Source organism: Synechococcus sp. J7-Johnson (assembly GCF_024345795.1).
Classification (GTDB): domain Bacteria; phylum Cyanobacteriota; class Cyanobacteriia; order PCC-6307; family Cyanobiaceae; genus Regnicoccus_A.
This window is the reverse complement of record NZ_JAGQBU010000038.1, coordinates 1-22,987: the sequence shown is the minus strand read 5'-3', so window position 1 is coordinate 22,987 and position 22,987 is coordinate 1. Positions and strand designations below refer to the sequence as shown.

Annotated in this window: 28 protein-coding genes and 1 pseudogene; 14 read left to right on the top strand and 15 right to left on the bottom strand. The window is 65.3% G+C overall.

All coding sequences use genetic code 11. The annotated features are described in order from the left end of the window. A pseudogene (locus tag KBY93_RS14305) lies at nt 1–126 on the bottom strand (photosystem II D2 protein (photosystem q(a) protein)); the annotation flags it as partial. Between the two features lie 190 nt (nt 127–316). On the opposite strand from KBY93_RS14305, the gene KBY93_RS14300 reads away from it, so the two are divergent. Then, nucleotides 317–916: a photosystem I assembly protein Ycf4 gene (locus KBY93_RS14300; RefSeq protein WP_255095101.1), complete on the top strand. Its 600-nt coding sequence runs from the start codon at nt 317–319 to the stop codon at nt 914–916. Between the two features lie 4 nt (nt 917–920). After that, complete coding sequence (locus KBY93_RS14295; RefSeq protein ID WP_255095100.1) at nt 921–1,631, top strand: peptidylprolyl isomerase; 711 nt, start codon at nt 921–923, stop codon at nt 1,629–1,631. A gap of 11 nt (nt 1,632–1,642) precedes the next feature. Here KBY93_RS14295 and ilvN read toward each other — a convergent pair whose 3' ends face one another. After that, nucleotides 1,643–2,173: an acetolactate synthase small subunit gene (ilvN, locus tag KBY93_RS14290; protein ID WP_094556678.1), complete on the bottom strand. Its 531-nt coding sequence runs from the start codon at nt 2,171–2,173 to the stop codon at nt 1,643–1,645. Nucleotides 2,174–2,211: 38 nt separating this feature from the next. After that, complete coding sequence (locus tag KBY93_RS14285) at nt 2,212–3,156, bottom strand: alpha/beta fold hydrolase (protein WP_255095099.1); 945 nt, start codon at nt 3,154–3,156, stop codon at nt 2,212–2,214. On the opposite strand from KBY93_RS14285, the gene KBY93_RS14280 reads away from it, so the two are divergent. From KBY93_RS14280 to KBY93_RS14265, 4 genes are all read left to right on the top strand, one after another. Further along, nucleotides 3,116–4,303: a N2,N2-dimethylguanosine tRNA methyltransferase gene (locus tag KBY93_RS14280; protein ID WP_255095098.1), complete on the top strand. Its 1,188-nt coding sequence runs from the start codon at nt 3,116–3,118 to the stop codon at nt 4,301–4,303. The genes KBY93_RS14285 and KBY93_RS14280 overlap by 41 nt on opposite strands. A 17-nt stretch (nt 4,304–4,320) precedes the next feature. After that, nucleotides 4,321–4,419, top strand: a complete 99-nt coding sequence (gene petM, locus KBY93_RS14275) for a cytochrome b6-f complex subunit PetM (protein WP_094556680.1) — start codon at nt 4,321–4,323, stop codon at nt 4,417–4,419. Nucleotides 4,420–4,483: 64 nt separating this feature from the next. After that, nucleotides 4,484–5,446: an NAD(P)H-binding protein gene (locus KBY93_RS14270; protein ID WP_255095097.1), complete on the top strand. Its 963-nt coding sequence runs from the start codon at nt 4,484–4,486 to the stop codon at nt 5,444–5,446. A 48-nt stretch (nt 5,447–5,494) separates the two neighbouring features. Next, nucleotides 5,495–5,710, top strand: coding sequence for a hypothetical protein (locus KBY93_RS14265; protein ID WP_255095096.1), 216 nt, complete (start codon nt 5,495–5,497; stop codon nt 5,708–5,710). A 54-nt stretch (nt 5,711–5,764) separates the two neighbouring features. Here KBY93_RS14265 and KBY93_RS14260 read toward each other — a convergent pair whose 3' ends face one another. Next, a complete protein-coding gene (locus KBY93_RS14260; RefSeq protein WP_255095095.1) occupies nt 5,765–6,451 on the bottom strand; it encodes a pseudouridine synthase in 687 nt (228 codons plus the stop codon). Between the two features lie 219 nt (nt 6,452–6,670). Between KBY93_RS14260 and infA the strand changes: the two genes are divergently transcribed. Beyond that, complete coding sequence (gene infA / locus KBY93_RS14255) at nt 6,671–6,940, top strand: translation initiation factor IF-1 (protein ID WP_094556684.1); 270 nt, start codon at nt 6,671–6,673, stop codon at nt 6,938–6,940. A 24-nt stretch (nt 6,941–6,964) separates the two neighbouring features. Here the strand turns inward: infA and trxB are convergent, their stop codons facing one another. The 3 genes from trxB to KBY93_RS14240 all read right to left on the bottom strand — a co-directional run bounded on the left by trxB (nt 6,965) and on the right by KBY93_RS14240 (nt 10,393). After that, entirely contained in the window at nt 6,965–8,365 is a 1,401-nt protein-coding gene (trxB, locus tag KBY93_RS14250; protein ID WP_255095094.1) for a thioredoxin-disulfide reductase, read from the bottom strand. Nucleotides 8,366–8,570: 205 nt separating this feature from the next. Then, entirely contained in the window at nt 8,571–8,789 is a 219-nt protein-coding gene (locus KBY93_RS14245; RefSeq protein ID WP_255095093.1) for a hypothetical protein, read from the bottom strand. A gap of 131 nt (nt 8,790–8,920) precedes the next feature. Then, nucleotides 8,921–10,393: a DEAD/DEAH box helicase gene (locus tag KBY93_RS14240; RefSeq protein WP_255095092.1), complete on the bottom strand. Its 1,473-nt coding sequence runs from the start codon at nt 10,391–10,393 to the stop codon at nt 8,921–8,923. Nucleotides 10,394–10,592: 199 nt separating this feature from the next. On the opposite strand from KBY93_RS14240, the gene KBY93_RS14235 reads away from it, so the two are divergent. Genes KBY93_RS14235 through KBY93_RS14225 form a run of 3 tightly spaced genes read left to right on the top strand, consistent with a single transcriptional unit; the run spans nt 10,593 to nt 12,549 of the window. After that, the gene (locus KBY93_RS14235; RefSeq protein WP_255095091.1) at nt 10,593–10,769 is read left to right on the top strand and encodes a hypothetical protein; all 177 of its coding nucleotides are present in this window, start codon (nt 10,593–10,595) and stop codon (nt 10,767–10,769) included. Nucleotides 10,770–10,774: 5 nt separating this feature from the next. After that, nucleotides 10,775–11,494, top strand: a complete 720-nt coding sequence (locus KBY93_RS14230; RefSeq protein WP_255095090.1) for an SDR family oxidoreductase — start codon at nt 10,775–10,777, stop codon at nt 11,492–11,494. A 20-nt stretch (nt 11,495–11,514) separates the two neighbouring features. Then, nucleotides 11,515–12,549 (top strand): YheT family hydrolase, encoded by a 1,035-nt coding sequence (locus tag KBY93_RS14225; RefSeq protein ID WP_255095089.1) that lies wholly within the window; start codon nt 11,515–11,517, stop codon nt 12,547–12,549. Here KBY93_RS14225 and KBY93_RS14220 read toward each other — a convergent pair. Then, nucleotides 12,498–12,860, bottom strand: a complete 363-nt coding sequence (locus KBY93_RS14220; protein ID WP_255095088.1) for a ferredoxin — start codon at nt 12,858–12,860, stop codon at nt 12,498–12,500. The genes KBY93_RS14225 and KBY93_RS14220 overlap by 52 nt on opposite strands. After that, on the bottom strand, nt 12,857–14,098 hold the full coding sequence (locus tag KBY93_RS14215; protein ID WP_255095087.1) for a 1-deoxy-D-xylulose-5-phosphate reductoisomerase: 1,242 nt from the start codon (nt 14,096–14,098) through the stop codon (nt 12,857–12,859). The genes KBY93_RS14220 and KBY93_RS14215 overlap by 4 nt, the downstream gene beginning before the upstream one ends. 123 nt (nt 14,099–14,221) lie before the next feature. On the opposite strand from KBY93_RS14215, the gene KBY93_RS14210 reads away from it, so the two are divergent. Then, nucleotides 14,222–14,488: a hypothetical protein gene (locus KBY93_RS14210; protein WP_255095086.1), complete on the top strand. Its 267-nt coding sequence runs from the start codon at nt 14,222–14,224 to the stop codon at nt 14,486–14,488. Nucleotides 14,489–14,512: 24 nt separating this feature from the next. Here the strand turns inward: KBY93_RS14210 and cysS are convergent, their stop codons facing one another. From cysS to KBY93_RS14185, 5 genes are all read right to left on the bottom strand, one after another. Next, the gene (gene cysS / locus KBY93_RS14205; RefSeq protein ID WP_255095085.1) at nt 14,513–16,018 is read right to left on the bottom strand and encodes a cysteine--tRNA ligase; all 1,506 of its coding nucleotides are present in this window, start codon (nt 16,016–16,018) and stop codon (nt 14,513–14,515) included. A gap of 63 nt (nt 16,019–16,081) precedes the next feature. Further along, on the bottom strand, nt 16,082–16,333 hold the full coding sequence (locus KBY93_RS14200) for a hypothetical protein (protein WP_255095084.1): 252 nt from the start codon (nt 16,331–16,333) through the stop codon (nt 16,082–16,084). A gap of 90 nt (nt 16,334–16,423) precedes the next feature. Then, nucleotides 16,424–16,972, bottom strand: a complete 549-nt coding sequence (locus tag KBY93_RS14195) for a hypothetical protein (protein WP_255095083.1) — start codon at nt 16,970–16,972, stop codon at nt 16,424–16,426. Between the two features lie 285 nt (nt 16,973–17,257). Continuing rightward, nucleotides 17,258–17,782 (bottom strand): hypothetical protein, encoded by a 525-nt coding sequence (locus tag KBY93_RS14190; RefSeq protein WP_255095082.1) that lies wholly within the window; start codon nt 17,780–17,782, stop codon nt 17,258–17,260. A gap of 319 nt (nt 17,783–18,101) precedes the next feature. Beyond that, nucleotides 18,102–19,145, bottom strand: a complete 1,044-nt coding sequence (locus tag KBY93_RS14185) for a hypothetical protein (RefSeq protein ID WP_255095081.1) — start codon at nt 19,143–19,145, stop codon at nt 18,102–18,104. 606 nt (nt 19,146–19,751) lie between these two features. Between KBY93_RS14185 and KBY93_RS14180 the strand changes: the two genes are divergently transcribed. Beyond that, nucleotides 19,752–20,741: an SLBB domain-containing protein gene (locus KBY93_RS14180; protein WP_255095080.1), complete on the top strand. Its 990-nt coding sequence runs from the start codon at nt 19,752–19,754 to the stop codon at nt 20,739–20,741. Between the two features lie 6 nt (nt 20,742–20,747). Further along, nucleotides 20,748–21,227 (top strand): dual specificity protein phosphatase family protein, encoded by a 480-nt coding sequence (locus KBY93_RS14175; RefSeq protein ID WP_255095079.1) that lies wholly within the window; start codon nt 20,748–20,750, stop codon nt 21,225–21,227. A gap of 701 nt (nt 21,228–21,928) precedes the next feature. Here KBY93_RS14175 and KBY93_RS14170 read toward each other — a convergent pair. Next, nucleotides 21,929–22,063, bottom strand: a complete 135-nt coding sequence (locus KBY93_RS14170) for a hypothetical protein (RefSeq protein WP_255095078.1) — start codon at nt 22,061–22,063, stop codon at nt 21,929–21,931. 158 nt (nt 22,064–22,221) lie between these two features. Here KBY93_RS14170 and KBY93_RS14165 point away from each other — a divergent pair, with 158 nt between their 5' ends. Then, nucleotides 22,222–22,857 carry a Uma2 family endonuclease gene (locus KBY93_RS14165; protein WP_255095077.1) on the top strand — a complete coding sequence of 212 codons (636 nt, stop codon included), beginning with the start codon at nt 22,222–22,224 and terminating at the stop codon, nt 22,855–22,857. Nucleotides 22,858–22,987: the final 130 nt, after the last annotated feature.

Here is a 22,987-nt window from a genome sequence, read left to right as displayed (position 1 = left end):
ATAGGCGGTGGGAAAGAGCAGCAGACCGGACCACCCCACGAAAACAAAGCGGTCACGCTTGAGCCAGTCATCGAGGACGTCGAACCATCCCCGTGTGGCAGGTGCGCGCCCTAGAGCGATCGTCATGGGTTGAAACGGTGCGGAAATCCCGCTGGGCTGTGGGATACCGGGTGATGGTAACAATGTTCAAGGACAGCGCGAGCGCCTCCGCAACGGCCTGACATCGCCCGTCTCGGCAGGGTTTCTAGGTATTTCTTCCAACCGCTCCCGCCCGCTGCCGTCCAAGATGAAGTCCCACAGCCTTCCAGCCGACCCCATGGCCCCGGCATCCCCTTCGGCAGCCCCTTCGCCGCGTCCCGCGGCCAACGGCAACTCCACCAGCCGACCCTCCCTGCTCGAGCAGCCCGTGCAGGGCTCCCGCCGCCTTTCCAACTACCTTGTGGCTTCCGTGGTCTCCGCCGGCGGGATCGGATTCCTGCTCACCAGTCTCTCCAGCCGTCTCGGCCTCGACCTGCTGCCCATGGGTCATCCAGCTGCGCTGGAGTGGGTTCCCCAGGGGCTGGTGATGGGTGCCTACGGCATCGCTGGTCTGTTGCTGGCCACCTATCTCTGGCTGGTCATCACCCTCGACGTGGGGGCCGGCAGCAACCGCTTCGATCAGGAGAGCAACCAGGCCACCATCACCCGGCGGGGCTTTCGTCAGAGGATCGAACTCGACATCCCCCTGCGCGAGATCCTGGCTGTGAAGGTGGACGTGCGTGACGGCCTCAACCCCCGCCGCCGGCTCTCGCTGCGCCTGCAGGGCCGCCGCGACCTGCCATTGACCAGGGTCGGTGAACCACTGCCCCTGGCAGAGCTGGAGCGCAGCGGCGCCGAACTGGCTCGCTTCCTCAAAGTTCCCCTCGAAGGAGTCTGAGCCGATGACGATTCGACTCAGCCACCTCCTGCTGGTGGGCGCTCTCCTGCTCACTCCGATGGGGCTCGGCGCCTGTGCCGCCGATGCTCCCAGGAGTCCCCTGGGCTGCGCGGCCTCAGGTAGCCCTTGCCTGAGTGGTCCGGCTCTGGTGTCGCTCAAGACCAGCCGCGGCGATGTGCAACTCGAGCTCAGCGGCGATGCCGCTCCGCTCACGGCAGGCAACTTCGTGGATCTCGTGCGCCGCGGCGCCTACGACAACACGGTGTTCCACCGGGTGGTCAACCAGCCCACTCCCTTTGTGGTGCAGGGGGGTGATCCCCAGAGCGCCGACCCGAAGGTTCCGGCCAGCCAGTACGGCACCGGCAGCTTTGTGGATCCAGCCACCGACCAGCCCCGGCTGATCCCCCTGGAGCTCGGACTCAAGGGGGAGCCTGAGCCGCGTTATGGCGCCGAGATTGTTGATCCGGCCGAGAACGCGAAGCTCAGCCTCAAGCACGACCGCGGAGCTTTGGCCATGGCCCGCTCGGCCGATCCCAACTCGGCCAGCGCGCAGTTCTACATCGCCCTCAAGCCCCTGACCGAGCTCGATGGCCGCTATGCGGTGTTCGGCCGGGTGGTGAAGGGGATGGAGGTGGTTGACCGGATCAAGCAGGGCGACCGGCTGATCAAGGCCACCCTGCTGCAGGGAGGCACACTGGTGAAGAACAAGCCCTGAGCCAAGCCGCCTCAGGCGGGAACGCGCTTGTCGGAGGCGGTGACCTTGAGGAAGGCGGTGTTCACACCGGAAGCCCGCTCCAGCGCCACCTTGCCGGTGCGGGCGATCTCCAGGATTCCGTAGCTCTCGAGAATCTGCTCGAGAGCTACGAGTTTGCCCGGATCGCCCACCACTTCAAGGATCAGGGCGTTGTCGGCCACGTCCACCACCTTGGCGCGGAATACTTCCACCAGATCGAGGATGGCGGCCCGGTTCTCCGGTGGTGCCGCCACTTTCAGCAGCATCAGCTCCCGCTCCACTGCGGGAATGCAGGTGAGATCGATCACGTTGAGCACGTTGACCAGCTTGTTCAGCTGTTTTGTCATCTGCTCGAGGGTGTGATCGTCTCCCTCGACCACCATCGTGAGTCGGGAATGGCCGCGCTGCTCGGCTGGACCCACCGCCAGGCTGTCGATGTTGAAGCCGCGGCGGGCAAACAGCCCGGAGATGCGGCTGAGGGCGCCGGATTCGTCCTGCACCAGCACCGAGAGGGTGTGTTTCATGGCCGGGGCGGCGCTCAACGGGGCATCAAGGCCCCAAATTACGTGCCGGCCTCCTGCGGCTCCACCTGCAGCCCCTCCAACCAGTTCAACAGCAGCCCCTCAAAGTCTTCCGGCGCCTCGTCGTGGGGGCAATGGCCGACCCCCTCCAGCCGCTCCAGCCGCAGATTCGGATTGATGCGCGCCAGCAACTCCCCCACCTCGATCGGCACCAGCCGGTCGGCCTCGCCCCAGATCAGCAGCAGTGGCTGCACCAGCCGTGTCAGCAGCACCTCTGCCGTGGCACCCCTAGGGCGCAGGGCCATGCCGATGCTCATTCCCCGCAGCGACCAGGCGGCGGTGGCCCGTCGGGCCGGGCGGGCGAACAGCCGGCGCAACTCCGGATCGCCGATCACCGGCTGGTTGTAGGCCGACTGCAGCCCCAGATCCAGCAGGGGGGTGCGGGCGATCAGGGGAACCACCAGCTCCAGCGGCAGCAGCCGGCAGAGCACGAGCACCAGCAGTCTTTGCAGGCGCCGTCGCCAGGGAGGTCGCCGCCGTGGCACGGCCATCACCAGGGTGGGATCGGGCAGGGGCACGGCCGCCACCGCCCGCACCCACTCAGGGCTGAACACCGCCGTGGTCAAAGCCACCAGCCCTCCCAGGGAGTGGCCCAGCAGTACGGCGGGCCGTTGCACCACCTGCTGCAGGAAGGCGGTGCTCTGACGGGCCCAGAGCCTGTTGTCGAGCTGCAGAGCCGGCTGGTCGGAAGCGCCGAAGCCAATCAGATCCAGGCCGTACACGCACCAGCCAGCCGCCACCAGGCCGGCCACGTTGTGGCGCCAGTGGCCGCTGCTGGCAGCGAAGCCATGCAGCAGCAGCAGCGGTGGATGGGAGGGGTCACCGAGCACGCGCCAGTGGCAGGCCAGGCCTCGCCAGTGCCAGGTGCCATGCAGGCCCCAGTCGATGCCATCGCTTGCGACAGGCTGGGCTGGAGCTGTCACCACCGGAGCCGAAGCCACGTCGAACAACCCTCACTATTGCGAAGGCGCGGCCCAGCTGCGGCTGGGGGAGGGGTTCTTCCGGGCCGACTCGCGCCCGGCCAGGGATCTGGGGGTGCTGCTGGCCAGGAGTCTGGCCGGTCAGGGCCCCTTGCGGGTGCTGGATCTGATGGCAGGCTGCGGCGTGCGTTCCCTGCGCTACGGACTGGAGGCCGGGGCGAGCGCCATCTGGGCCAACGATGCCGATCCCGAGCGGCTGCCGCTGCTGCGCATCAATCTTGAACCCTTGGAGGAGCGTCTCTCGTTGCGGCTGAGCGCCCAGACGGCCCAGAAGCTCCTGGCCGATTGCCTGCTGCGTGATCAACGCTTCGAGCTGGTGGATCTCGATGCCTTCGGCTGCCCTGCGGCGCTGGTGCCCCTTGCCCTGGAGGCCGTGTGCTTCGGCGGGGTGCTCTATCTGGCCAGCACTGACGGACGCTCCCCCACCGGCCACGACCGGGTGGCCGCTCTGCGCTCCCTGGGGGCCGCTGCCCGGGCCCATCCCGCCAGCTGGGAGTTGGCCCTGCGCCTCCAGCTCGGTGTCGTCGCCAGGGCCGCCTGGTGCCTGGGCCGGGGCATCAGGCCCCTGCTGAATTTCAGTGATGGCCGCACCTTCCGCACTGCCGTGCAGGTGCTGCGCAGCCCCACGGCTGGGGACGAAGACCAGCTTGGTCTGCTGGCCCACTGCCACGGCTGCGGGGATCAGCAGGTGCAGAGCCTCAAACGCCTGCGGGGCTGGCAATCATGCTTCTGCAGCACTCCCCCACCCCTGGCGGTGAGCGGTCCGCTCTGGATCGGCCCGCTCCAGGATCCCGGCTGGCTGGAAGATCTCTCCTCCCTGGCCGGCGATGGCCACACGGCTGAGGAGGGCCAGCGCCTGCTTGCCAACCTGGGCGCCGACATCGGGACTGGCGCTCGGGTCTGGCCGATGGCGGAGATCGCCCGGCGATCGCCTGGCGGCACGGTGCGCCTGAGGCAGCTGCTGGAGAGGCTGGACCGGGCGGGCTGGAGCGCCAGTGTGAGTGGCGTGATGCCGGGCCAGCTGCGCACCTCGGCGCCCTGGGCCGTGGTGCTTGAGCTGGCCGCAACGGGGAATGGGACACTGGAGCGGTAGCCGTTCTCCCCTGCCTCATGGCCTCGGAAATCTTCTTCACCGCAGCGATCTTCTGGGTGCTGATCCCCGTCGGCCTTGTGGGCGGAGCCCTGCTGCTCAAACTGCAGAAAGACTGACATTCCCCCGGCGCGTTGCTGACGGGTGCACCTTTAGGCTCAGCCCCTTCTGGTCGGGTGCTTCATGCAGGTTCTGGTCGTCGGCGGAACGGGCACCCTTGGTCGCCAGATTGCCCGCCGTGCCCTCGATCAGGGTCACCAGGTGCGCTGCGTGGTGCGCTCACCCCGCAAGGCGGCTTTTTTGCAGGAGTGGGGCTGTGAGCTCACCCGCGGGGACCTGCTTGAGCCTGAAAGCCTGGCCTATGCCCTCGAGGGCCAGGAGGCTGTGATCGATGCGGCCACCGCCCGACCGACCGACAGCGCTGGCATCTACACGATCGACTGGGACGGCAAGCTCAATCTGCTCAGGGCTTGTGAGCAAGCTGGCGTGAAGCGTTTTGTGTTCGTCTCGCTGCTGGGAGCGGAGCGTCACCGCGAGGTGCCGTTGATGGACATCAAGTACTGCACCGAACAGCTGCTGATCAGCTCAGATTTCGACTACACGATCCTGCGCTGCGTCGCCTTCATGCAGGGGGTGATCGGTCAGTTCGCCATCCCGGTGCTGGAGAGCCAGACGGTGTGGGTGAGCGGCACCCCGACCCCGATCGCTTACATGAACACCCAGGACGTGGCCCGCTTCGCCGTTGCTGCTCTCAGCCAGCCCGCCACCGTTCGTCAGGCCTTCCCTGTGGTGGGTCCCAAGGCCTGGAACACCGGCGAGGTCACCCAGCTCTGTGAGCGCTACAGCGGCAAGGCGGCCCGGGTGTTTCGGGTGAGGCCATTCCTGATCCGTCTGATGCAGGGGCTGGCCGCCTTCTTCGAGCCGGGGGTGAATGTGGCGGAGCGGCTGGCCTTTGCGGAGGTCACCGGGGGTGGTCAGCCCCTGGATGCCGCGATGGAGGCCAGCTACGAGGCTTTCGCCCTGGATCCAGGGGAGACCACTGGCCTCGAGGGTTACCTCAAGGAGTACTACGACACGATCCTGCGTCGCCTGCGGGAGCTTGATGCCGACCTCGACAAGGAGGAAAAGAAGAAGCTGCCGTTCTGAGCGCCCAGCAGTTCTTTTGTACTATGTTCAGATAGCGGTCACCCGTTCATGTCCATTTCCCAGATCAAGAATCTGCAGCGCCGGCTGGCCAATCTCGAGCAGGAAGCCACTGCCGAACTGAACAGGGCCTGCGGCAATGAGCTCTGGATGAGTCTGGGTTTCGATGCCCTTGACAGCCTCGAAGACTTTGACCGGCGTGCCCGCGCGAACTACTACTACGGCCAGCTCCAGACCGTGCGCGAACTTCAGCAGGTCATTGGCTGAAGCGGTGGTTCGGCTTGAGCTGGAGCACTGGCCTGTGGCCCACTCCAAGCCGCCCTACCCGCCTCCACCGGCCCGCCCTGATTTCCCGCCTCCAGCCCGTCCGCCTCTCCCGGAGCTGAGCCGGCTCAGGCGCTCCTGCTCAGCGCCGGTGACAGGCCGCCACTGACCGGGCGCCAGCCCATCGAGGCTGAGGGCAGGGCCCCCATCCATCAGGTCGATCGCCACGCGCAGCAGCCGCAGGGTGGGCAGCCCCACGGCCGCGGTCATCCGTCGCACCTGGCGGTTGCGCCCCTCACGCAGGCTCAGCTCGAGCCAGGCGGTGGGGATCGAGCGGCGCTGGCGTATCGGCGGAACCCGCTCCGCCAGACCTGGATTGGCCAGGAGCTGGACCTGGGCGCTCAAGGTGCATCGGCCCTGCACCATCACCCCGTCCCTTAGCTGCTGGAGGCCCGCAGCGGTGGGGGTTCCCTCCACCTGCACCCAGTAGCGGCGCCAGTGGCCCCAGCGGGGGTCCGTGAGGCGCTGCTGCAGCAGGCCATCGCTGGTGAGCAGCAGCAGACCTTCGCTGTCGGCATCGAGGCGGCCGGCGGCATAGACCCCCGGCACAGGCACCAGGGGGGCCAGGTTCGACCAGGGGCTGAGCGGCTCGGGGCTGAACTGGCTCAGCACCCCGTAGGGCTTGTGCAGCAGCAGGGTGGTTGGGGCCGGCTTGCCTGCGGGTGCCGATTCAGAGACCGCCATCGCTGCGGCGGGCTTTCCAGAGATTCACCACCCCGATGGAAATCAGCAACAGGCCCAGATCAAGGGTCAGGGGTGGAACGACCAAGGCGGACGCCGGCAACGTCCCAGACCCTAGGGCTCTCCTGAATGGGGTGCTGCTGCGGTCCTGCTGCGCCCGGGGGTGGCCAGCAGGGTGCCAATTTAGGATGGAGTGATCTTTGAATCGAGCCACGGCAGCGCATGATCGAAACCTCGGGAGTGATCGAGAAGGAACAGGGCAACGGGTTCTACCTGGTCACCCTCGATCAGCCCTCCGGGCACCAGTGCCTTTGCCGTGCCGCCGGCAAGCTCACCAAGTTCCGCATCAAGCTGCTCGCCGGCGACAAGGTCCTGGTGGAAATCAGCCCCTACGACCTAACCCGCGGCCGGATCACCTACCGGGAACGCAATGCCGGAGCCGCCGGCCCCAGGCCAGGTGGCAACCGCCCCGGTGGACCGAGGCGGCGCTGAGGGGCAGCCGCATCAGGCTGAGGTTCAGGCCACCGGCGCGGGCAGGAGCGCTTCGATCGCGGCCTTGAATTCGCTGCGTTGCTTCACCCCTCGCCACTGCTGGCGCAGCTGTTTGCCGTGGAAGAGCTGCACGGTGGGCGTGCCGTTGACGCCGGCCTGGGTGGCGATCTCCTGTTCGGCCTCGATGTCGATCTCCACTCCCTGGGCGGCTCCCTCCAGCTCCTGCAGCACCCGCTTGAGCTGGGGCTTGAGCACATGGCAGGGTCCGCAGCTGGGGGAGGTGTACACCACCAGCAAGGGCTTTTCGCTGTCGTGGTACAGCTTGCGCAGGGCGTAGCCGCCTTTCTGCCAGAGGGCCGCGGGGTCGTAGTTGTCGGCGTCGCTCACGGCGGTGTGGACGGGCTCCCCGCTGGGCTCAGGCTCCACTTTGCTCCGCTTCACCGTGGTGGCCAGGCCGTGGTGGGTGAGCCAGCGCTCGGCGGCCAGGGCCGCCTGGCAGCCGCTGCCGGCGGCGGTCACTCCTTGGCGCCACTGGGCGTCGGCCACGTCACCGGCGGCGAACACACCTTCGAGGCTGGTGTCGGGCTGGCCCGGGGTGGTGACCAGATATCCCTTGGAATCCACCGCCAGCTGGTCCCGGACCAGCCGGGTGTTGGGGGTGTGACCGATGGCATAGAAAAGTCCCCGCACAGGCAGTTCTTCGGTGCTGCCGTCGTCGGGATTGCGCAGGGTGAGGGCCTGCAGCCAGCCGTTCCCCGAGACATCGGCCACTTCCCGCTGCCAGTGCACGGTGATGGCGGGGTTGGCCAGTACCCGGTCGGCCATGGCGCCGCTGGCGCGCAGGCTCTCGCGGCGAACGATCAGGTGCACATGGCTGCCGTATTTGGTGAGATACACCGCCTCCTCGCAGGCGGAATCCCCACCGCCGACCACCGCCAGCTGCTCATTGCGGAACTGGGGTGTGGCCCCATCGCAGATGGCGCAGGCGCTGATGCCCTGGCTCCAGAACTGCTGCTCGTGCGGAAGACCCAACCGATTGGCGCTGGCGCCCGTGGCAAGGATCACCGCCTGAGTGCGGATCGTGCGCCCCTCAGCTACCACTTGGTAGGGGCGCTCGGAGAGATCGATTTTCTCGGCATCGACCTCCACCAGGCGGGTGCCCCAGCGCACGGCCTGGGCCTTCATGCGGTCCATCAGGTCGGGGCCGAGGATGCCGTCGGGGAAACCTGGGAAGTTCTCCACGTGGGTGGTGGTCATCAGCTGTCCACCTGGAATGCCGCCGTCCTGGAAGCCGGTGATCAGCAGTGGATTGAGGTTGGCGCGGGCCGCGTAGATGGCGGCGGTGTACCCGGCGGGGCCTGAGCCCACGATCACCAGGTTCTCCACCACAGCCTCATCACCCATGGGGCCTGCGGAAACGCTCATCGGATCTAATGCGGACTGACTATGAGTTGAGCTTAGATCACGGGACCCGCTTCCGTGGCGGACGGACTGGCAAGGGCATGGCCATGAAGACAGCGCCCAATTCAGGATGAGATCTTGAAGAAGTGAAACGAGGATCGGCGACGGATTTACGTACTTAAGGATTGCCTTAGATTTGTCCCAGCTTGTTCGGCTGCGGTGGCTTCGCCTAGTCCGCCATGTCCAGGGCCCCAAGGCCAAGCCCATGGGGTACCTGCAGGGGGTCGAGCCTGTCGGGCTGGTGGTCAAGGCCGAGGATCCAGTCGCGGAATTCCTCGGTCAGCGCAAAGCTCTCCTCGTAACGCTCCTGATGGTCGAGTTCGGCGATGCGGGCCATGGCCCAGGTCACCAGAGCGGTGGGCTGGCCATGGGGAGAGGCCTTGGTCATGATCCATCTCCGGGTACGCACCAGGCTGGATGGCAAATAAACCATCAGCGGTGTTGATTTCAAGATCTTCGCACTCTCTTCGTTTTTGCGCTGTAACCAACGCCACTTGGTGAGGGCTTCTGTTCGGGTGTTCAGGAGCTTCGTCGGTCAAGAAACCCTGGCAACTGGGGGCCTCGCAGGCGAATCACCTCCCCCGCTCCATCGCGCAGGGCCTCCAGCGGCAACTGGCTGCCCCCTCCACCGCCGGCTGCTGGAAGTCCATCCTCCGGCAGCGCCCTGGGCCGGATCACATAGGCCTCGGCCACCGACCAGCTGCGGGCGTAACCCATCAGCCGTGGATCAGCCGGGGCGTACACGTAGGACGGATGTCTGGGTATGGGCTCCGACTCGGCTCTGCCGGGATCGATGCGCACGGCCCGGGTGATCGCCTGAATGAAGCGGCTGCGGGTCACAACGGTGCTCAGGTAGGCCACCACCCGCAGCCGTGGGGCGTCGAATCCCTCGGCGCACATGTCGATGCTCACCAGCCAGTCGGCGTCCCCGGCCCGGAAGGCCTGGAGATGGGCGGCCGCTTCTGGATCCTGGGAGTGCACGAGCCGCACCCGGTCCCCCTCCTCCTCCAGCAGGCCGCTCAGACCCCGGGCATGGGCGATATCGCGGGCAATCACCAGTCCGCCCGCCTGGGGATGGTCGTCCTGGCGCAGCTTGGCCAGGCGCCGGCGGGCGTTGAGCAGCACCCGCAGGGCGATGCTGCTCTGGTCGCCGGGCCGGATGGCGCGACGGAGGTTGCGGGCCCGCCAGCTTTCACGGGTTTCTAGCGACAGGGGCGATCGCTCCAGCTCGCTCTCCCGTTCCCCCTCGCCATGGCCGTGGTCCACCCAGCCGTCCTGGAAGCGGAACTCCAGCGGCCTGACATCGCCAGCCACGATCAGCTGGCGGGGCTCCACGCTCAGATCGGGCTCGATCTGCTCCACCAGCACCCCCTCCTGATGTCGGGGCACTCGCCGGGCGGCGCAGAAGGCCAGGTTGTCGGCGCGAAAGGGTGTGCCACTCAAGCCCAGCCTCAAGGCGTGACTGCGGCTCAGCTCGCTGAAGGCATGGCCCCAGGCGGTGGCTTCCGGCTCCTCGGGATCCAGGCCGAGGTGATGTACCTCATCGGCCACCGCGAGGGTGGGTCCGTTCAGCAGACTCGGCAGCTCCTGCTGCAGGCGTTGCCGGTGCCGGGCGGCGCTCTGGTAACTGAGCAGCAAGCCCTGGGCGCGCTCGGGGGCCTGAGCCGGGTCCCACTCGCACAGCTCCAGCCCCAGCTGGCGGGCCGAGTCGCGCCATTGGGCGGCGATCGAACTGCGATGGCAGAACACCAGCAGATGGGCGAGCCGGCCCTCCCGCAGCATCGACTGGAAGCTCAGCAGTGCCCCGAAGGTCTTGCCGGCCCCGGGTCCGGCATGGACCAGCACGTCCCGGCCCAGGCTGCTTGGTACCTCCAGGCGCCGGCGCAGCAGGTTGATCAGCTGCGACTGCCACTGGCGCGGGCGCAGATGCAGGCCGCTGGCCCGGGCGCTGCCGAAGTCAAACGATGGCCTGCCGCTCGCTTCGGTGTCCATGACAGCGGCGCCGGCGGTGGTGGCGCCATTGTGCGTGTTGCGGCCTGAAGATGAGTGTTTGCTACCAGGGCTTCTGCCGGCATCTTCCCTAATTTCCAGGCATTCCCCTCGAGATTTCACGGCTCACTCGCACACCCACACCGCACACCGTTTGAACTGCCTCTCGTTTCACCTGCCTCTGGCCTCGCCTCGATCTCCGTTGGACAACCCCCATCCCATCAGCCGCTCCCAGCCAGGTTTCCATGACCACCTGGAGATCTGCTATCAGCAGGTCTGCGACATCGACCCCCTGGTCCTGCGGGTGCGTCAGTTGCGCCATCGGGGGGACTTCCCTCGGGCCCGGTGTCTAGAACAGGAGCTGCTGCCGCTCATCTGAATACCGTGCCTCTTGAGTCTTCGTCCACAGAGCCCGCTGCTGGGCTCGGAGCCTGCCTGGCCGTAAGCGGAGCCTCCGGCAAGACCGGCTGGCGCGTCGTTCAGGAGGCCCTGGCCAGGGGTTACAGCGTCAAGGCACTGCTGCGCCCTGGGTCTCAGGTCCCCGAAGGACTGCAGGGGGCCGAGCTGATCCGACTGGAACTGGGTGATCAAGCCGCCCTGGAGCAGGCCCTGGCGGGGGTCCAGGCCCTGGTGATCGCCACCGGTGCGCGCCCCTCGGTGGATCTGGCGGGGCCCTTGAAGGTGGATGCGCTGGCGATCCGCCAGCAGTGCGCCGCCTGCAAAGCGGCCGGGGTGAAGCGGGTGGTGCTGGTCAGCTCGCTGTGCAGCGGCCGCTGGTTGCATCCCCTCAACCTCTTCGGTCTGATCCTGGTCTGGAAGCGGCTGGGGGAGCGCTGGCTCGAGGCCAGCGGTCTCGACTGGACCGTGGTGCGTCCCGGTGGCCTGAACGAAGTGGAGGACCAGCTCGAGGCCCAGGGCATCCGCTTCAGCGGTCCTGATCAGCAGGAGAGCAACAGCATTCCCCGCCGTCTGGTGGCCCGGGTCTGTCTGGATGCTCTGGAATCACCGGCTTCGATCGGACGGATCATCGAGGTCACCAGTGCCGCTGGAGTGGAGCCCCTCTCCCTGGCTCAGTGGTTGGCCCGTGCGCCCCAGCCGGTGTGAGTTACCAGGCCCAGCGGCCCTTGAGCTCATCCCTGGAGCTGCTCGAGCGGCTGGGGCTGCAGCCGTTCCGTCCCCGGCCGCCCTGGTGGGGTCCCGATCTGCAGACCCTGCGCGACACGCTCAGGCCGGATGTGCTGCCCGAGCGCACGAGCACACGGCTTGAGCTGGCTCTTGGGCCCTCCAGCCAGGGGAGGGGCGGCTCCCTGCTGGCCTGGCTCGACCCACCCGCCGCGGACGCTGGCTGCGGCAGGCCAATGGCCCTGGTGCTGGTGCTTCACGGCCTGGGCGGCTCCAGCGAGGCGGAGGGGGTGCGTCGCCTGGGCTGGTGCCTGAACCGGGCAGGCTTTGCGGTGCTGCGTCTGAACATGCGCGGGGCCGGTCAGGGGCGGGAGCTGGCCTCAGGCACCTATGCCGCCCGCTGCAGTTCTGATCTGGCGCCAGCCCTGGAGCAGGCCCGGCAGCTGGCGGCTGGTCAGTCCCTGCTGGCCGTTGGACTTTCCCTTGGCGGGACGGTTCTGCTCAATGCGGTTCTCGATGGGGTGGCGGCGCTGGATGGGTTGGCGCTGGTGAGCAGCCCCCTCGATCTGGCTCACTGCTCCGCCACCATCTCCAGCCCGCGCAACCGTCTCTATGAGCGATGGCTGCTGGGGCGACTGCGCCAGCAGACCCTCAACGATCGGCCCCAGCCAGGCGAGGAGCTGGCGGAGCGCCTGAGCCGGGTGGCGAGCATCCGGGCTTTCGATGACCTGATCACGGCACCCCGCTGGGGCTACTCCAGCGTGGAGGACTACTACCAGCAGGCCAGTCCCCTGCCGCGGCTGCTTGCTCCAGAGCTCGCTAAGCAGGCATCCCTGCCCCCCACCCTGGTGGTGCAGGCCCTGGATGATCCCTGGGTTCCAGCCGATGCTGCCCTGACTCTGGCCCTTGGACCGCCGTTGGAGGTGGTGCTCAGCCCCGGAGGCGGCCACAACGGCTTCCATGCACCTGGGGGCTGCTGGTCGGATCAGCTGGTGCGGTGCTGGCTGGAGCAGCGGCTGGGCTCCAGTGTGTGCTGAGCCACGATCCACTCCTCGATGGGCCGTCCGCCGATCAGGTGCTCGTCCACGATCCGCTCGATCCGCTCGGGGCTGACTCCGCCATAGGCAATACCCTCCGGCCAGATCAGCAGAATCGGTCCCCCGGCGCAGATGCGCAGACAATCGGCCTTGGTGCGCAGCACCACACCCTCGGGGCGATCGGGCCGCTCCAGGCCGCGCTCCTTGATCAGCTGTTTGAGCCGGCTCCAGCTGGCTGCCCCCAGCTGAGGGTCGCCGCAAAGGGGCTTGGTAGGGGTGGCGCAGAGCAGCAGGTGGCGCTCGACCTTCATGCCGTCAGCAGGGCGGGCGTGGCCGTGGCGGCCAGCTCACGGGTGGCCAGGCGGGTCCAGGTGTCGATGGCAAGCACGTCGTCGAGGCTGGGATCCTGGCGCAGGTCGGCCCCATGGCGTTCGCAGACCCCCTCAATCAGGCGTGGGATGTCGAGGAAGGAGATCCGCTCCTCGAGGAAGAGGGCCACGGCTTGTTCATTGGCGGCGTTGAGCACGGCGGGCATGGTCCCGCCGGCGCGCCCGGCGGCGTAAGCCAGACCCATGCAGGGGTATTTCTGCCGGTCGGGGGCGCGGAAGGTGAGCTGACCCACCTCGGTGAGATCGAGTCGACGCCAGGGCGTGTCGAAGCGCTCGGGCCAGCTGAGGCAGTACAGGATCGGCAGTCGCATGTCGGGCCAGCCCAGCTGGGCCAGCACCGAGCTGTCGGCCAGTTCCACCATCGAGTGGATGATGCTCTGGGGGTGGATCACAATCTCGATGGCGTCGTAGCCCAGACCGAAGAGGTAGTGGGCTTCGATCACCTCCAGACCCTTGTTCATCAAGGTGGCCGAATCCACCGTGATCTTGCGGCCCATGCTCCAGTTGGGATGGCTGGTGGCATCGGCCACGGTGACTTTGGCCAGATCGGCAGCGGGCCAGTCGCGGAAGGCGCCGCCGGAGGCCGTGAGCTGGATGCGCCGCAGACCGGGGGTAGGGACGCCGGTGGACAGGCGGGCTGTGTCGGCCCAGGGGGTGCCCTGCAGGCACTGGAACAGGGCGGAGTGCTCTGAGTCGGCGGGCAGCAAGCGGCTGCCACTGGCCTTCAGGGCCGGCAGCACCACAGGCCCGGCGGCGATCAGGGTTTCCTTGTTGGCCAGGGCCAGGTCCTTGCCGGCCTTGATCGCTGAGAGGGTGGGAAGCAGCCCGGCGCAGCCCACGATGCCGGTCACCACCAACTCGGCGCTGGGCCAGGCGGCGGCGGCGCAGAGCCCCTCGCTCCCCCCCACCAGCTCCGGCTTCCGGTTCGGCCGCTGGGAGGGGTCCAGCGCCTCCAGGCGGCGGCGCAATTCAGGCAGCGCGTCTTCATCCGCCAGGGCCACCACCTCAGGGCCATGACGCCGGATCTGATCGATCAGCAGATCCAGGTTGCGCCCCGCCGTGAGCGCCACCACCCGGAAGCGCTCTGGGAATTCCTCCACGATCGCCAGGGTCTGGGTGCCGATCGACCCGGTGGAGCCGAGCACGCTGATCGCTTTCAAGAGGCCATCCCTGCGACGGGAGCAAGTCTCCCACTGATCCCCTCGGCTTGGTGAGCCGCAGCAGGAAGGGCCACAGCTCGTGCACACTGGCCGGGCTGGTGTTCTTCACCCCTGGCGGCCGCGATGCTCTGGCTCAAGCGTTGGAACTTCATCGAGCGGGCGCGTCTGGAGCGTGAGCTCTGGGATGCCTTCGAGGCGGGTGACGACATCGAGGCGATGGTTGAGCAGCTGCGCAGCTCTCTGGCGGAGGCCCCCGCAGCCACTCCGGCAGCTGCTGATGGCGGCTTCCGGCTTGAAGTGTGGGAGACCACCCGAGTGCGCATCCGCCGGATTGAAACGCTGATGAAGGATCGAGCGCCGGTGGTGCCTCCGAAAGCCCCACCGCGCTGAGCTTTCGAGTGAATCAGGCGGGATTCAGCGCCGGATCCACTCGGTGCCGCCATCGGGGCGGTCGATCAGCTCGATGCCATCAGCGCGCAGCTGATCGCGGATGGCATCGGCATCGGGGTAGCGCTTTTGCTGCCTGGCGGCCAGTCGCTCGCTGATCAGGGCCTGAATCACTTCCGGCTCAGGGCCAATGGCCGCCTCGGCCGCGCTGCTGGGGCTTGCTTCCAGCTCCAGGCCGAGAACGCCGCTGAGTTGCTGCAACAACTGCCAGCGACCTTGCAGGGCACGATCCTCGCCGCTGGCCTCCGATCCACGCTCAAGCCGCCGGGCCAGGGCCCGCAAAGGACGGGCTAGCTCGAACAGCACCGCCAGGGCTGCGGAGGTGTTGAGATCGTCGTCGAGAGCGTCGATGAATCCCTGGCGGCTGGTCTCCAGGCCCACGTCGTGGCCGTGGCCGAAGTCAGGATCAGGATCAGGGGCGGGTTGGGCCGCAGCGGCAGCGGCACCCCAGCGCAGCGCAGCGGTGAAGGTGGGATTCAGGCCCAGCTGGAGAGCTTCGTTCAGCCCGTGCCAGCCGGTGGCGGCGGCATCGAGGGCTTCACGGGTGAAATCGAGGGGTTTGCGGTAGTGGGCCTGGAGCACGAACAGCCGCAGGGTCATCGGTGACACGCCGCTGGCCAGAAGTGATCGGATCGTGGTGAAGTTGCCGAGGGATTTCGACATCTTCTCCCCATCCACATTCACCATGCCGTTGTGCAGCCAGAAGCGCGCCAGGGGTTCAGCGTTGGCCGCTTCCGACTGGGCGATTTCATTCTCATGGTGGGGAAAGATCAGGTCGGCTCCCCCCAGGTGAATGTCGATGGTGTTGCCCAGCTCCTGGCGCACCATCGCTGAGCATTCGATGTGCCATCCGGGCCGGCCGGGACCCCACGGGGAGGGGAAACTGGGCTCTCCAGGCTTGACGCCTTTCCAGAGGGCGAAATCAAAAGGATGCCGCTTGCGGGATTCCTCTTCGCTGTTGAGTCTGCCGCTGGCGCCCTCCTGCTGTTCGCTGAGGCTGCGCCCACTCAGTTTGCCGTAATCAGGCTGGCCCATCACGGCGAAATAGACATCGCCATCAGCGGAATAGGCCGCACCGGAAGATTCCAGCTCTCCGATCATGGCGCGAATGGCATCCAGGCATTGGGTGGCCCGGGGGACCCTGTCGGGAGGGAGGATGTTCAGCGCCGCCATGTCGTCCTGGAAGGCGACGATGTTGCTCTCGCTCACTTCCTGCATCGAGCGACCTTCCTTGGCGGCCCGTTGAAGAATCTTGTCGTCGATATCGGTGATGTTCTGAACGAACTTCACCCGGTAACCGCTCCAGATCAGATATCTGCGCAGCACATCCCAGACGATGTAGCTGCGGGCATGGCCCAGATGGCAGAGGTCATAGACCGTGACCCCGCAGCAATAGATCGAAACCTCACCAGGAACGAGAGGCTGAAAAGACTCGGTTCGCCTGGTGAGGGTGTTGGTGAGCCGCAGGGACAAGGCCAGCCGTTAGAAGGTGAAGGCACCGTAAGGGGTCGGGGCCCTGAGCCTGCGATCAACTGATCACCAGAGGCCACGGATAGGAACTTCCTGTGGCACCGGGCGAAACACCTGGTAGGTGCAGGCGGGATCGGAGGTCCTGAACCCCTGAGCCACCAAGGGATCCTTGATCACGCTGGCTTGGGTAATCGTGGCCGTGACAGCGCTGAGGGTGCGGGGCTTCAGGCAGGTGGGCAGGTCTGCCAGATCAGCCGCAAAGGCTGGTGCTGCCAGGGTGCTACAGGCGAGAGCGCCGGTTACGAGAACTCTGACCATGATGGAGTGGTGTGTCGAACTGGTTTGAGTGTAATCGGGATGGCGAGCGGCGAACCAAGAAAGGAACATGCCAACGATCCTTCGGGTGTATCAACGGGACACGTTGTTGCTGCCACCGCCACCGCCACCACCGTTGAAGCAGCCAGCTGCTGCGCAGATGCCCACCCCGAGGCCCAACCCGACAGGAATGACCCACCACGGGAATGGATTGGAGACTGAGGGTGGAACAAGCAGCCCACAGGGGCTGGTTTTTCTGGACATGTTGGTGGCCGCTTTGGCCAACTGGAAGCAGCAGGGCGTTAAGCGCTGTGGAAGGGTATGGGGACCATCTGGCAACAATGCACAGAGAGTCTCACCGTCGCGAAGGTTTCGGTCGCGCTTGATCGTGAGGGTGAGACGATCCTCGGAGATCGTGACCTTGTCGGACGTTAGAGGGATCGACTCCACTTCCTCGCCGTTGGAGCTATCACCGGCAATGGCGCTGCGCCGTCGTATCGAGATATTGCCCGTGAGGTTGAGAGGCAAAGGACTGGCGTAGCGAATCTCGAAATCCTCATCCCCGGAGAGGAGATAGGTGACATCGCTCTGATCTGCTTCGTTGGTTCCGGCCTGGCTGAGCAGTTGCCGGTCGCTTCCCACGGATGGTTGAGCTGTTGCAGGAGGTGGTGGCTCAAGCCCCGGCAGCGCTCTGACTCCATCTGCACTCACCCGGACGAGGTTGACCGAAGCTCCAGGGAAAGCCCTAGCAGGGAGGGCACTGACAGTGAAAGCGGAGAGAACAGCCAAACACAGTGCTGAGCGCATGCACGCCATCCCAGGAATCATGAAGCAATCACCATTATGCGCTCTCCAGTAAAGAAAATAGTGATCATCGAGACACACGCTCAGGGTCAACCCAGGGGGAGAAGGTTGGACGTTCAGAAATCAGCGAGATACGTTGTTGCCGCCTCCGCTTCCGCCTCCGCCTCCACCGTCAAAGCAACCAGCGATGGCACAGATGCCGACCCCAAGACCGAGTCCTACGGGAATGATCCACCAGGGGAAGGGATTGCCGGTTGGGGCCACATAGGCTTCAGGCAGGGGCGCTGCCGCGGCCACGGTGAAGCAGCAGGGGGTGGTGCGGGTGGGAAGGGTGCCAGGCCCATCGGGGAGCAGAGCGCAGATCACCTCCCCGGGGGTGGTGGTGGTTTCAGGATTGATCGTGATGGTGCGGCGATCGCTGGAGAAACTGACTCGGTTGGAATTGAGGAAGATACGCTCCACCTCTTCGCCGGTGGCCCTGTTGCGAATCGATATGTATTCAGATCCTGAGAATTGGGGAAGTGGACCCTGGTAGCGGATCTCCAGGCTTTCGGTTCCGGTGGGCAGCACCGTCACATTTGGACCAGCCTGAGTGTCGCCCGAGGCCTGGCTGATCAACTCAAGAGTTCCAGGCGCCGAGGGGGGCACCTGAACTGGAGGAGGTTGAAGGCCGGGAAGGGCAGTCACCCCATTGCCGTTGACCCGGACGAGATTGATATTGGCTCCTGGAAATGCTCTTACCGGCAGTGCACTGACTGAAAAAGCAGTTGCCGTGGCCACGGCGAGCGTAACGGTGAAGCGCATTTGGGAATGCTTCTGAGTTCTGGTATGGGCTGAATTTAAGGGCAAACCCAAGATCAGGAGACACAGTGGCTCAAGCCAGATTGCAAACTGTCTGATCGGGCTGGGGTATTGGGGCCAAGTCGCAAAACTTTACTCCAGGGTAGAGGTGGCTTATGTCGAAGCATCAGAAGGACATAGTGAGACGTCCGTAGTAGCGAGGTTCGCAGGGGTTGGTGGTGCAGAGCCCGTCGAGGTAGCTGGGAGTGTTGCCGAGAAAGTCTGTGGCGTAAAGGGAAAACGTGAGGGGGATGTCCTTGATGGGGCGTACCGACAGTCCAGCCCCGATGCCGTAACCGAACCATTCGTAGCCGACGGAAACCTGGCTTCCCAGGTGAAGGGTCAGGGCGCCGATCGGACCCCAGAAGCAGTCGGTGCCCTGGGGGTAGTTGAGGCTGCTGACGTTGTTGCCGCTCAGGCAATTGGTGGATCCCAGGGTGCCATTGCCTGCATAGCCGTAGAAGTCGGAGCCGATTCCGGCGGTGGCGACCAGGAGGATGGGGTTCTGGCCGCCGCTGAAGGGAATGGCCTGAGAGAGCACCAAGTAGAAGTTTCGGCCCAGGTCGGTAGTGTTGTCGAGCTGGATGATGTGCTCGCCGCCAAAGGCCAGACCCGTGGTGGGGGTGAGGTTCACGGCTGTGCGGAAGCCGATGCTCTGGCCGGCGAACACACCGGTGCCCCGGTTGCGGCTGGTGAGGCTCTGGATGGTGTACTGGAAACCAAGACTGGCGTATTCCCCTTTGAATGGGGTGATGTCCAGGTAAGCCTCCGTGTCGGCGCAGTCCACCCAGTTGCCTCCTGGTGCCACCCGGCAGGAGCGGGTGCGGCTGGTGCCGGTGAGGGTGGTGGACACGGTGAACTCCGGGTCCTGGGCAAAACCGTTTGGCACATTCAGCCCGGTGTCGGGATAAGGATCTCCATTGACGGTGATGCCTCGAGCCAGACCGCGAACCTTTGGCCAGATCGGCGCTGGCTGCTCAGGCAGGTAAGGAGGCTCTGGCCTTGCATCGCCGTTGGCGAGGGCGATTGAAGAATCCAGCACCTGATTCTCTGGAACCAGATACCAGCGCAGTGTGGTTTCCCTGGCCAGCAGTTGCCCGAAAACCCCAGCTCCGGGGTTTGCTGAGCCGACAGTTGGTGAAAAGGCCAGGCTGCCGTCGTCGTAGGGCACTAGCTCCCAGTCCAGGCTGCGCTCAGTGGTAGCGGCGAGCGAGGTGGAGGGCGCGTTCGGTAGTGGCGACGGTGGTTGAAGTGGTGGAAGGTTAGGCGGGACGGCTTCCCAGATGAGGCTTTGGGCTGGCCTGGCTGGAGCGGTGTCGGGAGCTTTGGCCCTTAGAACAGGGTTCGACGACGGCACCGGCGGCGGCGGTTGATTGGGGGTGACCACAACCGGAGGGGGGGGGCTCGGCAGATTCCAGACCAGCGTTTGCGCGTTCAGCGCTGGGGCCCCGATCAAGCCCGTTGAAGTCAGCAAGCTGAAAACTGGAGTGAGGCGGAATCCAGTCGGCCGTGTGGACACGTCGATGACGACCTCTATTGGGCCCAATGTATCGTCGAATGCTCAATTTCTATTGCCCTCAGGCCGCCACCTGTTCGACTGGTTCAAGGTAGCTTTCGAGCTGCCGTCCGCTTTCCGATGGAGTGCATGCGTGTGGAACTGGTGAGGAAGTGCTGGAAATTGCCATTGCCTCTGTTGATATTGATTATCATTTCCAGCCTTCTGCCTCCTTTGGCGGCTGCGGAGTCCTCCCATGGATGGCAAGCCCAGGCTGAAGCCGTGCCAGGCACCAGCGAATTCATGCTTCAGGACGACGCTTACATCTTGGGTGCCGGAGATGGGTTGGCTCTGAAGTTTTTAGCTGTAACGGAGCTCAGCAGCTCGGTCGAAATCCTCAACGACGGCACGGCCTCCCTGCCCCTACTGGGTAGCGTCAGGCTCACGGGATTGACCCTTTCCCAGGCCAGCCTCTGGCTGGAATCGCTCTACAGGAAGCAGCTGCAGCGGCCTGACCTACAGTTGACGGTGGTGCGTCCGAGGCCCCTGCGCGTTGCCGTGGTGGGTGAAGTTGAGCGTCCGGGCCTCTACACGCTCACCACCTCGGAGACCTCCACGGCGGAGGCGACTGTCTCGATCAGTGGCCTACCCACGCTGGTGGATGCGATCCAGAAGGCCGGCGGCATCACCTCAATGGCCAACCTGCGCCGGGTGGTGGTGCAGCGCCGTCTGCCTGGCGCCGACTCCCGCTTCAAGCGCACCCGGGTCGACCTGCTAGCCCTGGTGCGTGATGGTGACCAGCTTCAGAACCCCCTGCTCTTCGATGGAGACACTATTAAGCTGGAACGTGTCTCAGAGCAGCTGGTCGCCAACACTGCCGAGATGGCGGCCACAACGCTGGCCCCCAAGGAGATCACCATCAACGTGGTGGGTGAAGTGAAGTCTCCGGGTCGCCTGCAGGTTCCAGCAAGCACGCCCTTGATGCAGGCCATTCTGGCGGCCGGCAATGTTCAAACCTGGCGGGCCAAGACTTCGAGGATTGAACTCGTTCGTATCAACCGCAACGGTTCGGCCATGCGCCGCAGTTACCCCCTTGATTTCAATCAGGCAGTGTCTATTGCCAAGAATCCGCCACTGGTGGATGGCGACACGGTGATCGTCAACCGCAGCCGATACGCGATCAGCTCAGACGCCATCGGGGCCGTGAGCCAGCCCCTGGGCGGATTGGTCAATGTCTTGACCTTGTTCCGCCTGCTTGACAACAACAACTGAGCCAGTATGCGCATCACCTGGCTGCTGAGGGATGAACTCGCAGTGGGAACAGCCCCATCCAGTGCTGAAGACCTCAATTGGCTCGAGGGGCTTGGGGTCTGTTCAGTGGTCAGCCTTTCTGCCGTTGAGGAGGCACCCCCGCCCGGCGGCATGGCCGAGCGTTTCCACTGCGTACGGCTGCCCTTGCCGGATCACCGACACGGTTGCCCCCCATCGATCGAGCAGCTGGGCGAAGTGCTGGTTCAGCTGACCATGCTCTGCCCTCAGGGCCCTGTGTTCCTCCACTGCTTCGCGGCTGTCGAGCGCGCTCCCCTTGTGGCGATGGCCTGGTTGATCCACAGCCGTAACATGGGTTGGGGCGATGCCCTCGACTACGTACAGCAGACCCATCCCGGGACCAGCCCTCTGCCCGACCAGCTAGCCGTTCTGCGCAGTGTGGAATTCCTGTCATCAGCCTTCATTCGCCAAATCCCTGTTGTAGGTTAGTTTGCGGGTTTTGTTTGAGTCGTTTGAGATCTTCTCGCGACCGCACAACCCTCGATGCGTCACTTGCTCACGTTTGTAATTCCTTTCTGTATCATCCCCACGGCACTGATCCGGCATTCACATTAGGTGAGACTTGCCGGTGGTTTGTTTTGTCACTGGCTCGCCAAGAAGCCTTTTACGGCATGAAGATAATCTGACTGTGACTAGGCTGTTTTGTCTGAAAGGGTGGCAACCGTTCGTGGCTGAGCCTCGATTCGTGAGTTTGGGCACAGGTGTGGACCTGCCGATCCTCGAGCTCGCTAGGCGCGTTAGCCGCTCCGTGGGCTTCGAGGCCATCATCTGCTGGGACAGGGGCAATCCGAGCGCACACCCCCGCAGGCCTGGATTCCTCTATAGAACGGTTTGTCAGCACCTATGCCGACTGGTTGGGGGGCTGCCTCGGGGCAGTCCTAGCCCGATTAGTTGGGTGCCCATATCTCTTCAACTTTCTTGCGGCTTCTTGAGGGTTTGCAGCACCGCTTCGAGGCTGCGTTGAAACAGCGTGTTCAGGCCACCCTGGCTGCCAATGCTTTGGCTGGTTGCGGCCATGAGTCCTGGGCTGTTCGGCTCAAGGGCCCGTGACGACTGGGATGGTCTTTCGGAAACCGATCTGCTGGCTGATGCGCCGCTGGATGCTGGCCTGGGGGCCGATGTGATCGCTCTCAGCAGGGTGCGGTGGGAGGACATGTCCAGCAGTGATTCAAGCCATTGCCGATGTTGAAGGGGAAGATCAGCCCCAGATGGGCAGTCGTGCAGAGCTCCAGAAATTGCTCGAATGCTGCAGCGACGATCTTCATGGATGGGTGATTCGCCTGGCATCGGGCTTTGAGTGGCGCTGAATCGACCTTATGGGGCCTTCACCAATTTGCTGGATCCTGATCATCGCGCTCACCCTGGCCCCATGGGTTCGTCCCTGCCAGCAGGGCTAACGTGGATTTCCCGCAGCTACGCGGCCATGACCATTGCTGCCCAAGCAGCCAATGCTGCTTCAGCGATTGACGCCCTGGCGCCACTGCGTCTGCCAACAGACATCCGCCTCACGCCGGAGCAATTTGAGCGGGTGTGTGCCCAAAACCCTGAGGCGGTGCTGGAACTGGGTGCCGATGGCCAGGTGATCCAGATGACTCCCACCGGCAGCGAAACCGGCGCCCGAAACTCCCGGCTGGTGATGCGGCTGCTGCTCTGGGCCGATCAGCAGGGCGGCTGGAAAGTGTTTGACAGCTCATCCGGCTTTCGCCTCCCAGATGGATCTGTGCTCAGTCCCGATGCCTCCCTGGTGAGCCTGCAGCGGTGGCGTGCGCTTCCCCTCGAGCAGCGCCGAGGTTTCGCACCCCTCTGCCCGGATCTCGTGGTGGAACTGGCCAGCCCCAGCGATGAAGGCCCACGTGGCGTCACCGCCCTGCGGCGGAAGATGGCTGCCTACCAGGCAAACGGCGCCCGCCTCGGCTGGCTACTTCTGCCCGATGAACGGGCTGTTGAGATCTGGCCTGCCAGCGTTGAGCTCCAGCGGATCGAACAGGCCGATGAGCTTGCTGCCAGCCCCGAGTTCCCTGGGTTGCGACTAGAGCTGGCGGAGATCTGGGCTGGGTGAGATCCAGGGCTGCCTAAAAGTGTGATCAAGCCGTGCCTGGGGCCAGGCTGCCCTCTCCCAGCGCCAGCATCCGGCTGATGTCATGGGCCACCTCCTGCTGGCCGGCATGGATCGATCGAAAACCGCTCCC